Consider the following 18,477-nt stretch of genomic DNA (forward strand, 5'->3'; position numbering starts at 1 on the left):
GACCATGGAAGACGACCAGACGACGCCGATCCGGACGCGGGCCTCCGCCGCCGTGGTCGACCTGTTCCGGCGGGCCAGCGCCGACGAGAACCCGCTGCACGTCGACCCCGGCTACGCGCGGCGCACGGCCTTCGGCACCCCCGTGGTCCACGGGGTGCTCGGCGTGCTGCTCACGCTGTCCGGCCTGGAGCCCCGGTCCGGGCGGGCGCCGGTGCGGATCTCCGCCCGGTTCCACGCGCCGGTGCACGCCGACCAGGAGTACACCCGCGAGATCGTGGAGGACACGGCCGGGCGTGCCGTGGCCCGCCTCCGGGACGGCAGCCGGGCGCTCCTGGAGGTGACGGCTGAGTTCCGGCCGGTCACCGGGACCGGGGAGGGCGTGGCGGACGCGCCAGGCGTGGACGGCTCCGCTCCGGGGGACGGCGTGGAGGGCGCGTCCGGTGCGCCGGTCTCCGGGGACGGGGACGGGGACGGCCCGGGGGTGCGGCGGGCGCGGGCGCGCGACGCCGCCCTCGGCGAGTTCGCTCCCGGGCTTGCCCTCGGTGAGGGGTACGCGCCGCGCTGGGCGGCCGTGGACCGGCTGGTCGGCGAACTCGGCCTGGCGGAGCGAGGGGTCGGACCGGCGTACGTCGGGGTCCTCGCGTGGGTCAGCTATCTGGCCGGGATGGAGGCGCCCGGCCGTGCGGCGCTGCTGTCGGACTTCGAGGCGGTGTTCCGCCCGGAGGACGGGGCGGGCGGGCCCGCCGGGGGCTTCACCGCCGACGCCGAGGTGGCCGACGTCCGGGAGCGGTTCCGGATGCTGCGGCTCACCGGCAGCGCCGGGGTGTCCGGGGTGCGCGCCTCCGTCGACGTACGCGCCTTCCACCGCGCCGAGGCCCCGGTGGCCGATGTCGGGGCGCTCGCGGCGGCGTTGCCGGGCGGGGAGCCGCTGCGGGGTCGTACCGCCCTGGTCGTCGGGGCCAGCCGGGGGCTCGGCGCGGCCGTCGCGCAGGCGCTCGCGCTCCAGGGCGCCGTGGTGTACGCGGGCTTCCACCACGGTGCCGAGGAGGCGCGGGCCGCCGCCGGGCGGCTCGGTGGGGCGGGGGCGCGCCTGCGGCCGGTGCCCGGGGACGCCGCCGACCCGGAGTGGGCCGCCGGGGTGCTGGAGCGGGTCCGGGCCGAGTCCGGCGGGCTCGACGTCCTGGTGCTCAACGCGGGCCCGACCCCGGCCGAACTCCCCCTGGAACCGGGGACGTCGGAGCGCGCCGCCGCCCATGTCGCGCGGGCGCTCGCGCTGGTGCGGGAGCCGCTGGCCGCTCTCGCGGCGGAGGTCGCCGGGCGGGGCGGCGGGATCGCCGTCGTCTCCAGCGCGTGGGCGGCCGCCCCGCCGCCGGGCTGGTCCGCCTATGTGACGGCCAAATGCGCCGTCGAGGGCCTGGTGCGCGCCGCGGCGGCCGAACACCCCGGCGCCGCCTGGCTGATCGCCCGCCCGCCCCGGCTGCGCACCGGCATGACCGCCGCCGCGCTGGGAGGCGTACGGGCCGCGCCGGTGGAGCCGGTGGCCGCGGCCCTGGCGGACGCGCTGGGCGGGTCCGCTCCGGCGGGCGGGGTGCGGGTGCTGTCCTTCGCCGAGGACGGGACGGCGACGGCGGACACCCGGCGGGGACTCCCGGCGGAGCCCGGTGGTGACGGGTCCGGCGGCTCCCCCGCCCCGGTCCCGGAGGCGGGCGGGGGCGGCCCGGGTGTGGCACCGGGGACCGGACGCGCCGGGGACACGTACGGAGCGGCGGCCCCGGGCCGCGCCCCGGGTGCGGAGCCCGCGCGGGACGGGGGCGCGGACACCGGGACGGGGGCCGGGGCCGAAGTCGGGGCCGGAGCTGAAGTCGGGACTGAGCCCGGGCCCATCTCGCGGGACGCCCCGGGCACCGGGGACGGCGGTACGGATACCGCGCGGCACGCCCACGGCGCGGCGCCGGCAGGGGCGGACGGGACCGGAGCGGACAGGGCGGGGACGGACGGCATGGGGACACCCGGCGGCGAGGGCACACACGGCGTAGACACGGGCGGCGCAGACACGGGCGGCGCAGGGACAGGCGGCGTGGCCGAGCCCGACGCGGCGACGGACGACGTGGCGACGGGCGGTGGCGAGGGTGCCGTGCCCGCCGGTGCCGCGCCGCCGGTACGGGACCGCGACCTCGGCCTCGTGGCCACCTTCACGCTCGATCCGCTGCTGGAACCGCTCCAGCACTGGTGCGACCGGCTGGGGCTGGGACTGGCCGTCAGACCCGCCGGATACGGGCAGGTCTTCCAGGAACTCCTCTCCCCCGGCGGCGTGTTCGCCACGCAGGAACGGGGTGCGAAGGCGGCCCTGGTCCGGACGCAGGACTGGCCGGACGGTGAAACCGAGCGCACGGCAGGGGAGTTCGCCCGTGCCGTGCGCGCCCACGCGGCACACAGCCCCGTACCGATCCTGGTGCTGCTGTGCCCGCCCTCCCCCGGGCACACCGGGGGCCGGGGGCGGGACGAGGAGCTGACCGCCGCCGAGGCGCTGATCGCACGGGAACTCGACGGGGTGCCGGGCGTGCGTGTGCTCGGGCGGGAGCGCTGGGCGGGCGGAACCGTCCCGGCGGGCGAGACGCACCACGACGGGGCGCGGGAGGCCGCCGCCCACATCCCGTTCACCCGGGAGGGCTGTGCCGCGCTGGCGGCCGGGGTGGCCCGGGCGGCGCACGGCGTGCTGACCGCGCCCACCAAGGTGATCGTCCTGGACTGCGACAACACCCTGTGGGGCGGTGTCGTCGGCGAGGACGGGCCGCGCGGGGTGCGGCTGGGTCCGGCGCACCGCGCGGTGCAGGAGTGGGCCGTGGCCCGGCGGGCGGAGGGCGTCCTGCTCTGTCTGGCCAGCAAGAACGAGGCGGCCGACGTGGAGGAGGTGCTGGCGGTGCGCGAGGACATGCCGCTGCGCCCCGGGCACATCACCGCGCGCCGGGTGAACTGGGAACCCAAGGCGCTCAGCCTGGCCTCCCTCGCTGCCGAACTCGACCTGGGCCTGGACGGCTTCCTCTTCCTGGACGACAACCCGGTGGAGGTGGCGGCGGTGCGCGCCGCCCACCCCGAGGTGCTGGCGGTCCGGCTGCCCGGGGAGGACGAGGACGTCCCCGGCTTCCTGGACCGGCTGTGGTCGGTGGACCGGCTCGCCGTCACGGACGAGGACCGCCGTCGCGCCGACTTCTACCGGGCCCGGGGGGAACGCGACGCGATGCGCCGCGACGCCGCCTCGTTCACCGACTTCATCGCCGGGCTCGGCCTGGTGGTGGACGTGGCCCCGGCCACGCCCGAGCAGTATCCGAGGCTGTCCCAACTGACCTATCGCACCAATCAGTTCAACCTGTCCACCGTCCGGCGCGGGGAGGCGGAGCTGCGGGCGCTCGCGGCCGGGCCGGGCGTGCGGGTCCGGGCCGTGCGGGTGCGGGACCGGTTCGGGGACTACGGGCTGGTCGGCCTGGCCGTCACCCGGCGGGACGGGGAGGGGCCGGACGCCGTCCTCGACACCTTCCTGCTGAGCTGCCGGGTGCTGGGGCGGGGGGTCGAGCACGCCCTCCTGGCCGCCGTAGCGCGGGATCTGTCCGGGACGGGGGTGGTCGGGCTGGTGGCGCCGTTCGTGCCGAGCCCCCGGAACACCCCGGTGCGGCGCTTCTTCGACTCGGTGCTCGGCTCCCGGGCCGAGCCGGGCGAGGACGGCCGCGTCCGGTACCGGGCGCCGGTCGCGGAGGCCGCCGGTGTGGTCTTCGAACCGGAGGGCGCGTCGGCAAGGGGCGCGCACGGGGGGCCGGAGGGCACCCGCCGGGAGGGCGTACGGCCGGGGGCGGCTCCGGAGCGGAAGGCGTCCGGCTCCGGGACGGCGCCCTCGCACGAGGCGGTGCGGGAGGCGGTACGGCGACGGGCCCTGACCGCCCTCGCGGAGGACCCCGATCCGCTGGCGTCCGTGCTGCGGGCGACCGGACCGGGCGCGCACCGGCCGGACACCGCCGGAGTGCCGGCGCCGCCCCCGGCGCGTCCGCGGGCACCGCTGCCGGTGTCCGGGGCGCCCGCGGAGGGGCCGTCCGCGGCCTCGTCGGCGCCGTCCGCGCCGGATGTGTCCTCACCGGTGCCGGACACCGCGGCCGACCCGGCTTCCGGGGGCGCTGTGCCGTCCGTCCCCGGCGCGGGGCTCGCCCGGGCGCGGGACGCGGTGTGCGCGGCGGTGGCCGAGGTGACCGGGGTGCCGCGCGCCGAACTCGGCGGTCACACGACGCTGGAGTCGGTCCGTCTGACCTCGCTGGCCATGGTGGACGCGATCGTCCGGCTGGAGGAGCGGTACGGCCGCCTGTCGACGACCCTGTTCTTCGAGCACCGCACGCTGGGCGAGGTGGCGGCGGCCCTGGCCGGGGACGGTCCGGACGCCGCTCCCGCTCCCGCTCCCCGGGCGGGACGGGCGCTGCCCCGGCGGGCGGCGGTGAGTTCGATGGGCTTCGGCGGCACCAACGCCCATGTGATCCTGGAGGAGTACGTCGCCGGTCACGGAGACCCGCACCTCGGCCCCGTTCCGGCCGGTGCGGTCGAGGTCGCGGGTGAGGGCGGTGCGCAGGGAGTCGGTGTCGATCCGGCGGCGCAGACCGGTCATCACCTCGCGCAGACTGCTGAGCGACTCCCGGACGGTGGTGCGGGCGGCGTCGAGCTTCTGCCGGGCGAGTCCGGGCCGGTCCGGCTCGTACAGCTCGTGGAGTTCGAACCAGTTGAGGGCGGTGCCGAGGTGTCCGGCGACCTCGTCGTGGAGTTCCCGGGCGACGCGGCGCCGTTCGTCGTTGTGCGCGCTGCGGATGCGTTCCAGCAGATAGCCGATGTGGGCGACGGAGCGCGCGGTGTGCCGGGCGACGATCTCGCGGTGCAGCAGGGAGAAGAGCACGGCGGTCTCGGCCGGGCCGGGGCGCTCGCCGTCGGGCTGGTCCATCAGGACCACGACGACGGCGTCGAACAGGGCGGTCGCCGCGCGCCCGGACTCGACCGGATGGGTGCGGGGGCCGCCGGGACGTAACGCCTCGCCCAAGTAGTCGGTGCCGTGCGGCAGATGGGTGCCGCGGTGGAGTTCGGAGATGACATGGGCGAGGATGCGGCGGGCCTCCGCCAGATGGGGCGCCGCGTTCTCGCCGTCCCCGAGGAGGGAGGAACCGGTACTGCGCAGCGCGGCGTCATAGGCCGCGAGGATCTCGTCCACGCGGCGTTCCAGCACGTCCACGGCGGTGCCACGTCGGCTCTGCCGAGCTTCCACGTCTGTCTCCCCGGCGAACGGTCGCGCAGCCCTCCGCTTTGCACTCGTGTCCGAACGACGAGACTACATCGCTCACTTGACCGAATGCCGTTAAGGAACCGTCAAGATCCGTTCCGGTTCCCCGGGCGGTTTCCGAACCTACCCCCAAAGACACATCCGGGGGGTACCACCCTGGGAGCGAAGGCGGCCCGCGTGGTTGATGCCGGTCGGTGGGTCTTGGTTGACTCGCGGCATCCGGCGGCCGCTCCCCCGTTCCGGGGCCGTGACCGGACTCCGTCTGCGGGAAGGCATCAGCTCCATGAATGTTCTGATCGTCGAGGACGACGACGGGCTGGCCGAGGCGCTCCGGGAGACGCTGGGCGCGCACGGGTTCCCCGCCCTGCGCGCCGCCACCGGCGCCGAGGCCCTGGAGCGGCTGGCGGAGGCCGGTGTCGTCCTGCTCGACCTGGGGCTTCCGGACCTGGACGGCCACGAGGTCTGCCGGCGCATCCGCGAGGTGTCCTGCGTGCCGGTCATCGCGATGAGCGGGCGCACCGAGGAACTCGACCGGGTCATGGCCCTGCACCTGGGCGCGGACGACTTCGTCCCCAAGCCGTTCAGCCGGCGCGAACTGGTGGCGCGGATACGGTCCCTGCTGCGCCGGGCGGGGGGCTGCGCCGTGCACGGCGGGCCGCCTCCCCGGGCCGGGCGGAGAGCCGCGGACGGGCCGCTCCGGGGGCCGGTGCCGGAGGCGGCCGGGGGAGGCGGGGCCCCGGCGCCGGTCCGGTCCGCCGGGCCGGGGACAGCGCCGCCGCCGGGTGCCGTGACACCGCCGCCGCTGCCCGCCGGGGTGCGGTCGCAAACGGCCGGTTTCCGGCCGGAGGGTCCCCCGGCGCTGCCCGTCCGGCCCCTCCTCCAGGCCGGTCCCGTACGGCTCGACCCGCGGACCCGCAAGGTGTTCGCGCACGGGGTGGAGGTCCGCGTCACCCGCAAGGAGTTCGACCTCCTGGCCATGCTGATCGAGGAGCCGGGGACCGTCGTGGAGCGCGGGCAGATCATGTCCCGGGTGTGGGACGAGAACTGGTACGGGTCGACCCGCACCCTCGACGTGCACGTGGGCTCGTTGCGCAGCAAGCTCGGCGACGCCCGGTGGATCGAGACCGTCCGCGGGGTCGGCTACCGCCTGGCGGTACCGCTGTCCGCCGCCCACGCCTGAGACGGGACGCGACCATGTCGATCGGCGTGCCCGCCCCGGTTCCCGCTTCGCCGCTGCCCCGAGGGGGTTCGCCCGCGGTCGCCGCGGTCGCCGCCCATCAGGTGCGCGGCCCGCTGTCGTCCGTCCGGCTGCGACTCGAACTGCTCCTCGACCGGCTGGCGCCCGGGGGCGAGGCGGACACACTGCGCCAGGTCCGGGGGGCGCTGCGCGAGGTGGACCGGCTCTCCCAGGTGCTGGAGCAGGTGCTGGCCTGGGGCGCGGCCGGGCAGGACGACGACGTCCTGGAGACGGTGGACGCGCTCGGCGTCGCGGCGGCGAGGGTGGACGCCTGGCGGGTCGTGGCCGGGGAGCGGGGCGTGGGGCTGTGCCTGGACGGCGCGGCGGTCACGGGACGCCAGGTGCGGGGCTGCCTCGGGCAGTGCCTCGACGTGTTCCTGGACAACTCCCTCCATGTCACGCCCCGGGGCGGCCGGGTCACCGTGCTGGTCCGCGGCACGCCGGGCACGGTGCGGGTCGAGGTCCACGACCAGGGACCGGGGATGAGCCGGGAGGAGATCGACCGGGCCTGCGAGCCGTTCTGGCGGGGTCGCGCGGGGCGTGGTCACCGGGGCACCGGCCTGGGCCTGCCCATCGCCTCCTCCCTGCTGACCGCCTCCGGCGGGCGGATGGAGCTGGGCCGCGCGCACCGGGGCGGGCTGCGCGCGGTGGCGGTCCTGCCGCGCGCCGTCTGACACCTGCCCGGCGCACCGACCGGCGGCGGTCCCACGCGCTCACGGCCGGCGCCCTCCGCTCCGGCCGGTCCCGCGGGTCCCGGCCACCGCGCCCCGGGAGACACCGCACCGCCGCCGGGACCGTCCCGCCGGAACCGGTCCCCCGCCCGTGCCAGGTGCCCCACCCGCGTCGTGTGCCGCGCCGTGCCCGACGGGCAGGGGCCGGCGTCGGACCGTACCGGTGTCCCGACCGCCATCGCGCTCACCGAACGGGATCGGCTCAGCGGAATGGCCCCGTGGGGTGACTCGACCCGGTGGATCCGCGTCGCGGCGGGTCCGGCCGCGTCCGGCGGCCGTACGGTCGGATCCGCTACCGAGGAGGACTTCCGATGCGCGGCGTGACGTATTCGATGGGCGTCTCACTGGACGGCTACGTCGTCGGGCCGGACGGCGGCTTCGACTGGGCGCCGCCCGACGAGGAGGTCTTCCGCCTCGCCACGGACGAGGTGCGAGAGGCCGGTGTCCACCTGCTGGGACGACGGCTGTACGAGACGATGCTGTACTGGGAGACCATCGACCAGGATCCCTCGCTCGACTTCTCGACGCGCGATTTCGCCGCGCTCTGGAGGGCGCTCCCCAAGGTGGTGTTCTCCACCACGCTGTCGGCGGTGCGGGGCAATGCCCGCCTGGCCTCCGGCGGACTGGCGGAGGAGATCGGGCGCCTGCGGGCCGAGCCGGGGGACGGCGACATCGCGATCGGCGGGGCGACCCTCGCCGCCGAGGCCGCCTCGCTGGATCTGATCGACGAGTACCGGGCCAGGATCCATCCGGTGCTGGTCGGGGGCGGCATTCCGTTCTTCCCCCGGCACCGGCGCCGGGTGGATCTCGAACTGGTCGAGTCGCGCACCGTCGGCTCACGGGTCGTCCACCTCCGCTACCGCGTGCGGCGTTAGCGGTACGTCGATCCCGTGCGGCCCTCCTTCGCGCCGCTCAGGCGCACCGAGCCTCCACCGCCGCGCGCGGACCGGCGAAACACCTTCGCTCCATGGCCACTTCGCACACTCGGGCGGCTCTCTCCACACCTCAGGTCCCGTCGAGCGCACGACCGCGCCGCGCCCCCCTCCCGGGGAAGCGCGGCGCGGTGCGAGCGGTACGTACCTGCGGTCAGACGTTCAGGTCGCGGCTGCGGAAGCGGGCGAGACCGATGCCGAGGAGCACGGCGGGGGCCGCCACCAGGACGAGCATCCCGGGGGAGAACCCCTCACGGAGCGGGTTGCCGCCCAGGTAGTAGTGGAAGGCGGACAGGTACTTCAGCGGCTCCAGTGACTCGGACTGGCTCGCCAGCGCGTTCACCACGAAGGCGAAGGCGCCGTAGCCCGCCGTGACGCCCAGGGTGAGCGTGCGGCGGCCGGTGACGGCACCGGTGGCGAACGCCACGGACGCGAAGGTGATCACGAGCAGGGCGAGCCCGATCACGGTGATCAGCAGGTTGCCGAATCCGACGCCCATGTCCAGGGCCGAGTCGAGCACGGCGAGTTCGGCCAGGAGGATCAGCGCGAACCCGGCGACGGCGAGGCAGGTCGCGGCGAACCGCTGCATCAGCAGTCGGCCGCGCTCGACGGGCTGGGCGAGGTAGAGGTCGAGCAGCCCGGTCTCCTCCTCCCCGGCGACGGCCCTGGCCCCGCTGATGGTGACGAAGACGAGGAGCAGCAGCGGCGCGATCATGCCGAGGACGGTGGCCCGCAGGAAGCCGGGTCCGGTGGCCAGGTCGTCGAAGGACAGGGCCTTCTGGAGCCCGCCGGCGTCCTCGGTGACCTTGTCCGGGTCGAAGCTCGACGTGTACATCAGCGTGACCAGCGCCAGCCCCACCGCCCAGAAGACCAGGCCGCGGCGCTGGTCCCGGAGCGCCTTTCCGAAGACCGCGAACGATTCAGCGGGCACCGTGCATCTCCTCCTCGGGGTCCTGCGCGTAGGCGTGCAGGAAGATCTCTTCCAGGTCGGGCTCCGCGCACACGAGGCTCACCACGGTGTGCTGGGCGGCCGTCTTGACGAGGGCGTCGGCCGACCCGTCGAGCGTGCAGGTGAGCGAGTTGGCGCGGACCCTGACGTCGCGCACCCCGGGCAGGACGGAGAAGTGGCGCGGGTCGACGGGGTCGGCGAACCGGATCTCCACCCGGCGGCGGGCCTGTTCGAGCAGGGAGTCGACGTCCGAGACGGAGACGAGCCTGCCGCGGCGGATGATGGCGACCCGGTCGCCGACGTGCTGGACCTCGGACAGGATGTGCGAGGACATCAGGACCGTCTGGCCGTTGTGCTTGGCCTCGCGGACCATGGACAGGAACTCCTGCTGCACCAGCGGGTCCAGGCCGGTCGTCGGCTCGTCGAGGATGAGCAGGTCGGGCCGGTGCATGAAGGCCTGGATGATGCCGACCTTCTGCTTGTTGCCCTTGGACAGGCTGTGCACGGGGCGGGTGAGGTCGACGTTCAGCCGCTCGGCGAGGGAGGGGATCGCGGCCGGGTCCACCCCGCCGCGGACCTCGGCCAGGAACCGCAGGAGCTCCAGACCGCTGCCGCGTCCCGCGAGCGGGAGTTCGCCGGGCAGGTAGCCGACGCGGCGGCGCAGTTCACTGCCGCCCTCGCGCGGGTTCCTGCCGAAGAGCTCGATCCTGCCCCCGCTGGGGCGGATGAGGTCGAGCAGCAGCCGGATGGTCGTGGTCTTGCCCGCGCCGTTGGGGCCGAGGTAGCCGAACACTTCCCCCTGCTCGATGCTCAGTGAGAGGCCGTCCAGCGCTTTGTGCTTGCCGTAGGACTTACTCAGGTCCTCGGCCAGCGCCACAGGGGTCATGCTGCATCCGCTCCTTCGATTCTCGTTCCCAGCGACTCCGCACGAGGGGCGTTTCCCGTGCCGGCCACGCGTGGAAGCCGTCCATCTCCCGCAGGGGCCGGCTCCGCCCGGCGGGCCGTCCGCCGACGGGCCCGGCCCTCGGGCGGTCACCCGGCGGGACTCCCCGGACCGGGTGGACCGGGCCGGGGCGGGCTCGGCCGGTTCACGGGGATCCAGCCGGTACCGGACGCCCCGCTCCGCCGCAGTGATCGACCCGGCCGCCGGGCACCCGGGGGGCGGGGGGCCGCAGCGCGGCACCGCCCGGTCCGGGGCCGACGGTCCGGGGCCGACGGGTAGTGCCCCGGCGGTCCGCCCGGGCTTCCGCTCCGCCGGACCGCAGACCGGCAACCGGCCGACGGCGCGGCCGGACACGCGGTCCGGGCCCCGCCGTACCGGCCGGAGGGCGACCTCCTCGACGAACCCGCGCTCCCGCGCGGTGGCCGCGGTTCCCGCCATCCGGCCTCCACCTCCTTTGGTTTGTTCAGAATACACTGAACAAACTGCACGTACGAGCCGTTCTACGGTTACTGCGCAGGTGAAACCTTTCGCGACCGGGCGCGATCACGCGCCGGGGCACGGGACGACGGCCGGAAGGGCCGCCGGTGCGACGCGAGTGGGCGGCGGGCCGGGCCGAGGTCCCCGCAGGACCGGACACCGGAGCCCGCGAGGCGCACCGGGGCCGCCGGGCGCACGCCGGCCGGGAGACGCCGGGACCGGGACGCCCCGGGGCAGCGGCGGGACCGGGGGCCTCGATGTCGGCGGCCCCGGACGCGCCGCCGCCGGGGGGGTGGTGGGGTCGGATCGTCCCGGTCGGTGGCCCCGCCCCCCGGGGCAGTCAGCCCGGCGACGCAGCCGGGACGGCCCGACGTCCGCGACGACAGCCGTCCCCGCCGGCGCGCACTCCCTGCCCGGGCACCCGCTCCGCTCGGGCCGCCGAACGGCACGCCAACGGAAAGGCCACCGCACGGGCGGGGCCCGGCCGGACACCGCTTCCCCCGGCAGCGCCGGGCGGCCCCGGATCCGTCAGGCGACCCTGGGGACCGGCAGCGGCTCGTGGGCCGGGAGCGGCAGATCGCGCACCGGGCGCCCGTACACGGGGAGCAGATGGGCGGCGTCGGCCAGGTCCGCGAGCACCTGGGTGACACCGGCACGTCTGAGGCGTCCGGCGATCGTCCGCAGTTCCCGCCAGGATCCGGCGCCGACCCCGCCCACGAGGACCGGGCGGGTGACGCCTCCGGCGGCCACCAGTTCACCGAGGCCCGAGAGCTGCCGCGCGACGGTGGCGGGGTCGTCGCCGCAGAGGAGGAGCAGCGCCTCGGCCTCGTCGCAGCACTCCAGTTCGGCCACCGCGCGGTCGAGGGTGACCCCCGTGCCGAGGTTGACGGCGTGGACGCCCCGGCAGCCCAGGCGCATGGCCATCAGGAAGCTGTCGACCGGGGACACGGAGTCCCCGAGCGCACCGACGACCACCGTGCGCGCGCCAGGGCCGTGTCCCCGCTCCACCACCGTCTCCCCTCGGCCACCGGAACGCGGGCGACCGCCACCCACTCCATTCCGGTTCCGGATACACCCAACCTAGGAACGGGTCGAAAAGCGTGTCAACGAAAGGCGTCCGATCGGCTTGTTCTCACGCGTGGGCCCCGGCCGGCGGCCCCGCGCGCACCTGGGGCGACGGGCCCGGCGCGGAGGGCAGCGCCCCGTTCCCCGGGAGCCCGGCCCCGCCGGGAGGGCCCCGGGCCGTCCGGATCCGTGCGGCACAGGGTCCGGACCGGCTTCCGGTACGCCTCCGCATCACGCTCCGCGGGCGCCCCGCGGGGGCCGGCGGCCGCGATCCGCGGGGGCGCCGAACGGGCGGCGGCGCGGGGGCCGTACGGGGAGACGAAGGGGCGTACGCCCCGTCCGGGCGCACTTCGGTGGGATGTCTGAAAACTGACGTTCATCGGAACCATTGACTATGGACATCCCTATACCTACGATCTGCCTTGTCCATGGTTGTCCATACACAAAGCGGTGTGCCGATGAAGATCGTGGTTGTCGGAAGTTACGGAGCCGGGCTGACCATGCGGGTCCCCAAGGCTCCCGCGGCCGGCGAGACCCTCTCGGGCGGGGTGTTCGACTCGGGCGCCGGCGGCAAGGGCAGCAACCAGGCCATCGGCGCCGCCCGGCTGGGCGCCGAGGTCTCCCTGCTCACGGCGGTGGGCGACGACGAGTTCGGCCGCGCGGCGCACGAGCTGTGGCGGCGCGAGGGCGTCGGCGCCGAGCACGTGGTCACCGCGAAGGCCCCCACCATGGTCGGATTCATCCTGGTCGAGCCGTCCGGCGAGAACCGCATCGCCATCGCGCCCGGCGCCCTGGACGAGTTGGACGCCGCCGCCGTCGAGGCGTTCCGCGCCGAGATCGCCTCCGCCGACGTCCTCGTCGTCTCCATGGAGATCCCGGAGGAGGCCGTGCTGGCCGCCCTCCGGGTGGGCCGCGAGACCGGTACCCCGACCCTCCTCAACCCGGCGCCCGCCCGGCCGCTGCCCGAGGAGAGCTGGTCCCTCATCGACGTCCTCACCCCGAACCAGACCGAGGCCCCCGTCCTCCTGGGCCTCGCCGAGGACCACGGGCTCGGTGACGAGGAGCTGGCCCGGGCGCTCCAGGAGCGCACCGGAGGCGTCGTCGTCATCACCCGCGGCGGGGAGGGCGCCCTGGTCGCCCGGTCCACCGGCACCTCCCCGGTGCCCGCGCGCCCGGCGCGGGCCGTCGTCGACACCACCGGCGCCGGCGACTCCTTCACCGCCGCCTTCGCCGTCGCTCTGGCCGAGGGCCAACCCGTCGAACGGGCCGTCGAGTTCGCCGCCGCCGCCGGTGCCCACACCGTGTCGATCGCGGGCGTCGTCCCCGCCCTGCCCACCAGAGCCCAGCTGAACGCCTTGATTGGAAACGCCTCGTGACCTCGACCGCCACCAAGCCGCCCGTCCCCGCGGCACCGTCGCCCGACACTCCGGCCCAGCGGCTCCCCCTCGCCCTGCGCAGGCTGCTGCACGCGCGGGAGGCCGGTGTGTTCGCCGCCCTCGTGCTGCTCTTCCTGCTGGGCACCGTGCTCTCGCCGACGTTCGCCCAGTCCGACAACCTGCTCTCGGTGGGCCAGCAGATCGCGCAGATCGGCATCATGGCCGTCGGGGCCACCTTCGTCATCCTCAACGGCGAGATCGACCTCTCCGTCGGCTCCACCTACGCGCTGTCCGCGATCTCCACCGGCATGCTGATCTCCGACGGCTGGAGCTGGCCGGCGGCGATGGCGGTGGGCCTGCTCGTGGGTGTCCTCGCCGGACTCTTCAACGGCCTGGCCGTGGTCCTGCTGGGGGTGCCGTCGTTCATCGTCACCCTGGGCACGCTCAGCGTCTTCCGCGGTGTCGCCCTGCTGATCTCCGACGGCGCGCCGATCTCGCTCAGCTCCTCGCAGCCCGGTGTCGCGGAGTTCAACCTCCTCGGCCAGGGGCGGCTGTTCGGGCTGATCCCCATGCAGTTCGTCTTCTTCGCCGCCGTCGCCGCCATCGGCGTCGTCCTGCTCGCCCGCTCCCGCTTCGGCTTCAACACCTACGCGGTCGGCGGCAACCAGGAGGCCGCCCGGCTGGTCGGCGTCAACGTCAAGCGGGTCAAGCTCACCGCCTTCGTCCTCTCCGGCTTCACCGCGGGCCTCGCCGGTGTCCTCGGCCTCTCCTTCCTCTCCTACGTGCAGGGCGTGACCGGCCAGGGTCTCGAACTGACCGTCATCTCCGCCGTCATCATCGGCGGTGCCGCCCTCTTCGGCGGATCGGGCACCATGTGGGGCACCGTCATCGGTGTCGCCTTCATCGGACTGCTCCAGAACATCCTCAACATCAAGGGCATCTCGTCCTTCTGGCAGACCGTCGTCACCGGTCTCGTGATCGTCGCCGCCGTCGCGGCCGACACCTGGCAGCGCAAGCGCAAGACGCGCGCCTGACCCCGGTCCCCACCCGGCACCGTCCCTCCCCGCGGCCCGCGCACACCCCCCGCACGGGCACCCGCCGCCCTCCGCGGCACCCCTCCCCCGCACCCTCCCCGTCCCACGGACCCACGCAGGAGCAACGATGTCCCCGCGCACCCTCCTCAGATCCCTCACCGCCGTCACGGCCGCCGTCACGGCCCTCGCCCTCACCGGCTGCGGCGCCATCACCGGCGACGACGCCACCGGCTCGGACGACAGCGGCTTCAAGCTCGCCACGTACATCCAGAAGCGCGTCGACGACGACAAGCCGCTGCGCATCAAGCTCAGCTACCACGACCCGTCGCTCGCCTTCGCCACCCCGATCGGCGCCGGCATGAAGAAGGCGGGCAAGGAGATCGGCGCGGAGGTCTCGCTGATCGGCCCCACCGGCGGTGACGCGGCCAAGCAGGTCTCCGAGATCCAGACGCTCATCCAGCAGAAGGCCGTGGACGGTCTCGCCGTCTCCTCCGCCTCCAGCGACGCCCTCAAGCCGGTCATCGGCCAGGCGTACAAGGCGGGCATCCCGATCATCTCCTTCAACACCGACAACCCCGACTCGCAGCAGATGGGCTTCGTCGGCCAGGACCTCAAGGGCTCCGGCAAGTCCCAGGCCGAGCAGCTCCGCAAGGGTCTGAAGGGCAACGTCAACGGCAAGTCCGTCGTCGTGTTCTCCGTCGACACCGGAGCCGGCTGGTCCCACGACCGCTTCAACGGCTTCAAGGAGGGCATGGAGGGCAGCGGGCTGAAGATCGTCGGCCCGGTCAACGTCGGCAACGAGCCCAGCAGCGCCTACAACACCGTCGAGTCGACCATGTCCGGCCAGTCCAACGTGGCCGCCGTGGCCGGGCTGGACTGCTGCTCCACCACGGCCGCCGCCAAGTGGGTGGCCCAGTCCGGCAAGGCCGACTCCATCACCATGGGCGGCTTCGACCTGCTCACCCAGACCGCCGAGTACATCAAGCGCGGCGTCCTGGACTTCAGCATCAGCCAGAACCCGTCCGAGCAGGGCTACCAGGCCGTCAAGGTGCTGCACGACTTCGTCACCAAGGGCACCGAGATCACCGGCGTGGACACGGGGGCGCAGTTCATCACCCGTGACAACCTCGCCGACGCCACCGTGGAGGACTGATGACCCTCGCCCCCCGCGACGCCTCCCCCGGGGGCCCGGACCGCACCGCGGTCCAGGCCGCCGGCGGGCCGGCCGTCCAGATCCGCGGGCTCTCCCGCAACTTCGGCCCGGTACGCGCCCTGCGCGATGTCTCCTTCGACGTCCCGGCGGGCGAGATCACGGCCCTTCTCGGCGAGAACGGCGCCGGGAAGTCCACCCTGCTGAAGATCCTCGCCGGTCTCCAGCCGCCCAGTGAGGGAGGTGTGACCGTCTTCGGCGAGGAGGTCACCTCCTTCGAACCGGCCGCCATGCTCGGCCGGCACGGCGTGGCGATCGTCCCCCAGGAACTGTCGCTGCTGCCCGACCGCACGGTGGCCGAGAACGTGCTCAGCGGCGTCGAGCCGGGCAACCGCTGGTTCCCCTCCCGGCGCCGGATGCTGGAGCGCACCGCCGAACTGCTCGCCGAACTCGACCTGGACCTGGACCCGAACGCCTCCGTCCGCACCCTGGACCTGGCCACCCAGCAGCTCATCGTGGTGGCCCGGTCCATCGCCCGGGGCTGCCGCGTCCTCATCCTGGACGAGCCGACGGCGATGCTCACCCCCGCCGAGGCCGACCGGCTGTTCACCCTCATGGACCGGCTCAAGGCGGCCGGGACGACCATGCTGTACGTCTCGCACCGCATGCCCGAGGTGTTCCGGCTGGCCGACCACATCCAGGTGCTGCGGGACGGCGGCCACGTCGCCTCCTGGCGCAGCGCGGACACCACCCCCGACCAGGCGGTCGCCGCCATGGTCGGCCGGGAGCTGGGCGGCTTCACCCGCCGGGCCGGGAACAGCGCCGCACCGGCCGCCGAACCGGCCCTGAAGGTCAGGGAGCTGAGCGGCAGGCGGCACCGGGGCGTCTCCTTCGACCTGCGGCCCGGCGAGATCCTCGGCGTCGCCGGACTGCCCGACTCCGGCCGGGTCGAGCTGCTGCACAACCTGTTCGGCGGCTCCCCCGGCTCCGGCGGCACCGTGGAACTGCTCGGCGCGCCCTACGAGCGGCGCAACCCGATCGCCAGCGTCGAGCGCCGTCTGGCGTTCGTGCCCGGCGAACGCCGTGCCCAGGGCCTGCTGACCACGATGAGCGTCGGCGAGAACATCGGCGCCCTGACCACGCGGACGTTCAGCCGGCTCGGCCTCGTCCGGCGCCGCGCCTTCGACGCGGCGGCCACCGAGCAGGCCGAGCGGCTGCGGGTCAAGACGGCCACCATGACCCAGCCCATCACCAGTCTGTCCGGCGGCAACCAGCAGAAGGCGATGCTGGGGCGCTGGCTGGCCATCGACCCCGGGGTGCTGATCCTCGACGAGCCCACCCGCGGTGTGGACATCGGCGCCAAGGCCGAGATCTACGCCCAGCTCTCCGCGCTGGCGGACCGGGGCCTGGCGATCCTCTGCTCCTCGTCCGACCTGCCCGAGCTGCTCACCCTCACCGACCGCATCGCGATCATGAGCGAGGGCCGCCTGGTGGCCGTAGTCGACACCGCCGACGCCACCGAGGAGTCCGTGATGACCCTCGCGACGGGGGCGACCCCGGCCGCGGCCTGACCGCGCCGCCGGGTCACCCACCGCCGCACCGCACGGCCCCGACGAACCATCCGAAAGGAACCCCCACCATGAAACGCTCCGGCATCCTCAACGCCGAACTGAGCGGTGTCCTGGGCACCCTGGGCCACACCGACCTGCTGCTCGTGGTCGACGCGGGCTTCCCCGTCCCGCGCGACGCGCACCGCATCGACCTGGCCCTCGCCGAGAACCTGCCCGACCTGCGCACCGTCCTCGGCCTGATCGCCGACGAACTGGTCGTCGAGGGCGTCGTCCGCGCCGAGGACGTCCCGAGCCACAACCCGCGACTCGACTCCTGGCTCCAGGAGCGCTTCGCCGGCGCCGAGTTCACCACCCGCCCGCACGCGGAGGTCCTCGGCGAGCTGGCCCGGGAGGCCAAGGCCGTCGTGCGCACCGGGGCGTTCGAGCCCTGGGGCAACATCGGCCTCTACTGCGGCGTGGACGCCCCCCGGTGGTTCGGCGGCGAGGGCGTCGTCGTTCCGGAGCAGTACGCCGACAAGATCTGAGCCGTCCCGGCCCGCACGACGGCGCCGGCGGTTGCCATCCACTCGCGGCGGCACCTCATGGAGAACCCCGGGCGGCCGATCCGCCCGGCTCCTGCCGCCATCCACCCAAGGGAGATCACCCCGTGTCCGAAACCACCGTCAACCGCGCCGAACTGGCCCTTTCCCCGGCCGAGTTGGCGCCCTTCATCCAGCACACCAAGATCGAGGCCGACGCGACCCTCGACGAGATGGTCGCCCACGCCCGTGAGGCCGTCACCCACGGCTTCAACGCGGCGATGGTTCCCGCCTCGTGGCTCCCGGTCGTCGTCGCCGAACTGCGCGGCACCGGCGTCGAGGTGGCCTCGGCCCTGGACTTCCCGACCGTCGGTGTCATGACCAGCGCCGGCAAGGCCGCCGAGGCCGCCGAGATAGCCCGGCTGGGCGCCGACCAGCTGGACATGGGCGTGCAGGTGGGCTGGCTCAAGAGCGGCCGCTACGACGACTTCCGCGAGGACATCGCGGGCGTCGTGCGCGCCTCCGGCCTGCCCGTCAAGGTCATGCTGGAACTGCCGCTGCTGACCGACGCGGAGAAGGAGGCCGCCGTCGAACTCGCCATGGAGGCGGGCGCGGCGTTCCTCAAGAACGCGAGCAGCGGCCAGATCGAGACTGCGAATCCGGCCAGCGTTGGTTACCTTGTTGACCGGGCGCGGGAAGGTGTCCGGGTCAAGGCGTCCGGTTCGATCAAGACCTACCGTCAGGGCCTGGATCTCCTGCGGGCGGGCGCCTCCCTGCTGGGGACCAGCGCCGGACTGGCGATCATCACCGACACCGGTGACGACGCCACCGTCAGCTACTGACGGGCACCACCGCCGTACCCCGGCCGCCGAGCGCGGCCGGGGTACGGCACCCACGCCGGGGCGACGCCCGTCCTCCGGTGCGAGCGGCGAAGGAGATGCGACCACCGTGACGGCCGACAAGGGCGGACTCCCCGGTATCAAGCGGGATGTCCCCACGGCGATCCACGTCCAGATCTCGGAGCACATCCGGCTGCGGATCGCGGGCGGCGAGTGGCCCGCGCACTACCGCCTCAAGAGCGAGCCCGAACTCGCCCAGGAGTTCGGCGTCAGCCGGGGCACCCTGCGCCGCGCCCTGACCACCCTCATCGAGGAGGGACTGCTCCGCCAGGTCAGGGGCCGCGGCACCTTCG

13 protein-coding genes and 2 pseudogenes are annotated in these 18,477 nt (G+C 74.7%); 11 read left to right on the top strand and 4 right to left on the bottom strand.

The genetic code is table 11. The features are described from left to right. Positions 1-4 precede the first annotated feature (4 nt). Positions 5-4,390: pseudogene (locus ACZ7LB_RS25905) on the top strand (SDR family NAD(P)-dependent oxidoreductase); the annotation flags it as partial. A 294-nt stretch (positions 4,391-4,684) separates the two neighbouring features. Here ACZ7LB_RS25905 and ACZ7LB_RS25910 read toward each other — a convergent pair. Then, positions 4,685-4,969: pseudogene (locus ACZ7LB_RS25910) on the bottom strand (histidine kinase); the annotation flags it as partial. 616 nt (positions 4,970-5,585) lie between these two features. Between ACZ7LB_RS25910 and ACZ7LB_RS25915 the strand changes: the two are divergent. The 3 genes from ACZ7LB_RS25915 (at position 5,586) to ACZ7LB_RS25925 (ending at position 8,145) form a co-directional block, all read left to right on the top strand. Further along, positions 5,586-6,482, top strand: coding sequence for a response regulator transcription factor (locus ACZ7LB_RS25915; RefSeq protein ID WP_471471613.1), 897 nt, complete (start codon positions 5,586-5,588; stop codon positions 6,480-6,482). Between the two features lie 14 nt (positions 6,483-6,496). After that, on the top strand, positions 6,497-7,213 hold the full coding sequence (locus tag ACZ7LB_RS25920; RefSeq protein WP_471471614.1) for a sensor histidine kinase: 717 nt from the start codon (positions 6,497-6,499) through the stop codon (positions 7,211-7,213). A gap of 368 nt (positions 7,214-7,581) precedes the next feature. Next, on the top strand, positions 7,582-8,145 hold the full coding sequence (locus ACZ7LB_RS25925; RefSeq protein WP_471471615.1) for a dihydrofolate reductase family protein: 564 nt from the start codon (positions 7,582-7,584) through the stop codon (positions 8,143-8,145). A gap of 211 nt (positions 8,146-8,356) precedes the next feature. Here ACZ7LB_RS25925 and ACZ7LB_RS25930 read toward each other — a convergent pair whose 3' ends face one another. The 3 genes from ACZ7LB_RS25930 to ACZ7LB_RS25940 all read right to left on the bottom strand — a co-directional run bounded on the left by ACZ7LB_RS25930 (position 8,357) and on the right by ACZ7LB_RS25940 (position 11,579). Beyond that, positions 8,357-9,133 carry an ABC transporter permease subunit gene (locus ACZ7LB_RS25930; protein WP_471471616.1) on the bottom strand — a complete coding sequence of 259 codons (777 nt, stop codon included), beginning with the start codon at positions 9,131-9,133 and terminating at the stop codon, positions 8,357-8,359. Continuing rightward, positions 9,123-10,037, bottom strand: a complete 915-nt coding sequence (locus ACZ7LB_RS25935; RefSeq protein ID WP_471471617.1) for an ABC transporter ATP-binding protein — start codon at positions 10,035-10,037, stop codon at positions 9,123-9,125. Before ACZ7LB_RS25935 ends, ACZ7LB_RS25930 begins: the two co-directional genes overlap by 11 nt. A 1,062-nt stretch (positions 10,038-11,099) precedes the next feature. Continuing rightward, positions 11,100-11,579 carry a hypothetical protein gene (locus ACZ7LB_RS25940; protein ID WP_471471618.1) on the bottom strand — a complete coding sequence of 160 codons (480 nt, stop codon included), beginning with the start codon at positions 11,577-11,579 and terminating at the stop codon, positions 11,100-11,102. 515 nt (positions 11,580-12,094) lie between these two features. Here ACZ7LB_RS25940 and ACZ7LB_RS25945 point away from each other — a divergent pair. The 7 genes from ACZ7LB_RS25945 to ACZ7LB_RS25975 all read left to right on the top strand — a co-directional run. Then, entirely contained in the window at positions 12,095-13,012 is a 918-nt protein-coding gene (locus ACZ7LB_RS25945; RefSeq protein ID WP_471471619.1) for a ribokinase, read from the top strand. Then, positions 13,009-14,046 (top strand): ABC transporter permease, encoded by a 1,038-nt coding sequence (locus ACZ7LB_RS25950; protein ID WP_161228325.1) that lies wholly within the window; start codon positions 13,009-13,011, stop codon positions 14,044-14,046. The genes ACZ7LB_RS25945 and ACZ7LB_RS25950 overlap by 4 nt, the downstream gene beginning before the upstream one ends. Positions 14,047-14,173: 127 nt before the next feature. Then, positions 14,174-15,199, top strand: coding sequence for a sugar ABC transporter substrate-binding protein (locus tag ACZ7LB_RS25955; RefSeq protein ID WP_471471620.1), 1,026 nt, complete (start codon positions 14,174-14,176; stop codon positions 15,197-15,199). Then, the gene (locus ACZ7LB_RS25960) at positions 15,199-16,767 is read left to right on the top strand and encodes a sugar ABC transporter ATP-binding protein (protein ID WP_471471621.1); all 1,569 of its coding nucleotides are present in this window, start codon (positions 15,199-15,201) and stop codon (positions 16,765-16,767) included. The genes ACZ7LB_RS25955 and ACZ7LB_RS25960 overlap by 1 nt, the downstream gene beginning before the upstream one ends. Before the next feature lie 68 nt (positions 16,768-16,835). Then, entirely contained in the window at positions 16,836-17,291 is a 456-nt protein-coding gene (gene rbsD, locus ACZ7LB_RS25965; protein WP_471471622.1) for a D-ribose pyranase, read from the top strand. 122 nt (positions 17,292-17,413) lie between these two features. After that, on the top strand, positions 17,414-18,127 hold the full coding sequence (gene deoC / locus ACZ7LB_RS25970; protein ID WP_471471623.1) for a deoxyribose-phosphate aldolase: 714 nt from the start codon (positions 17,414-17,416) through the stop codon (positions 18,125-18,127). 106 nt (positions 18,128-18,233) lie between these two features. Further along, positions 18,234-18,477: GntR family transcriptional regulator (locus tag ACZ7LB_RS25975; protein WP_471471624.1), on the top strand; the 244-nt coding region annotated here is incomplete at its 3' end.

Source organism: Streptomyces sp. NPDC107521 (assembly GCF_055598485.1).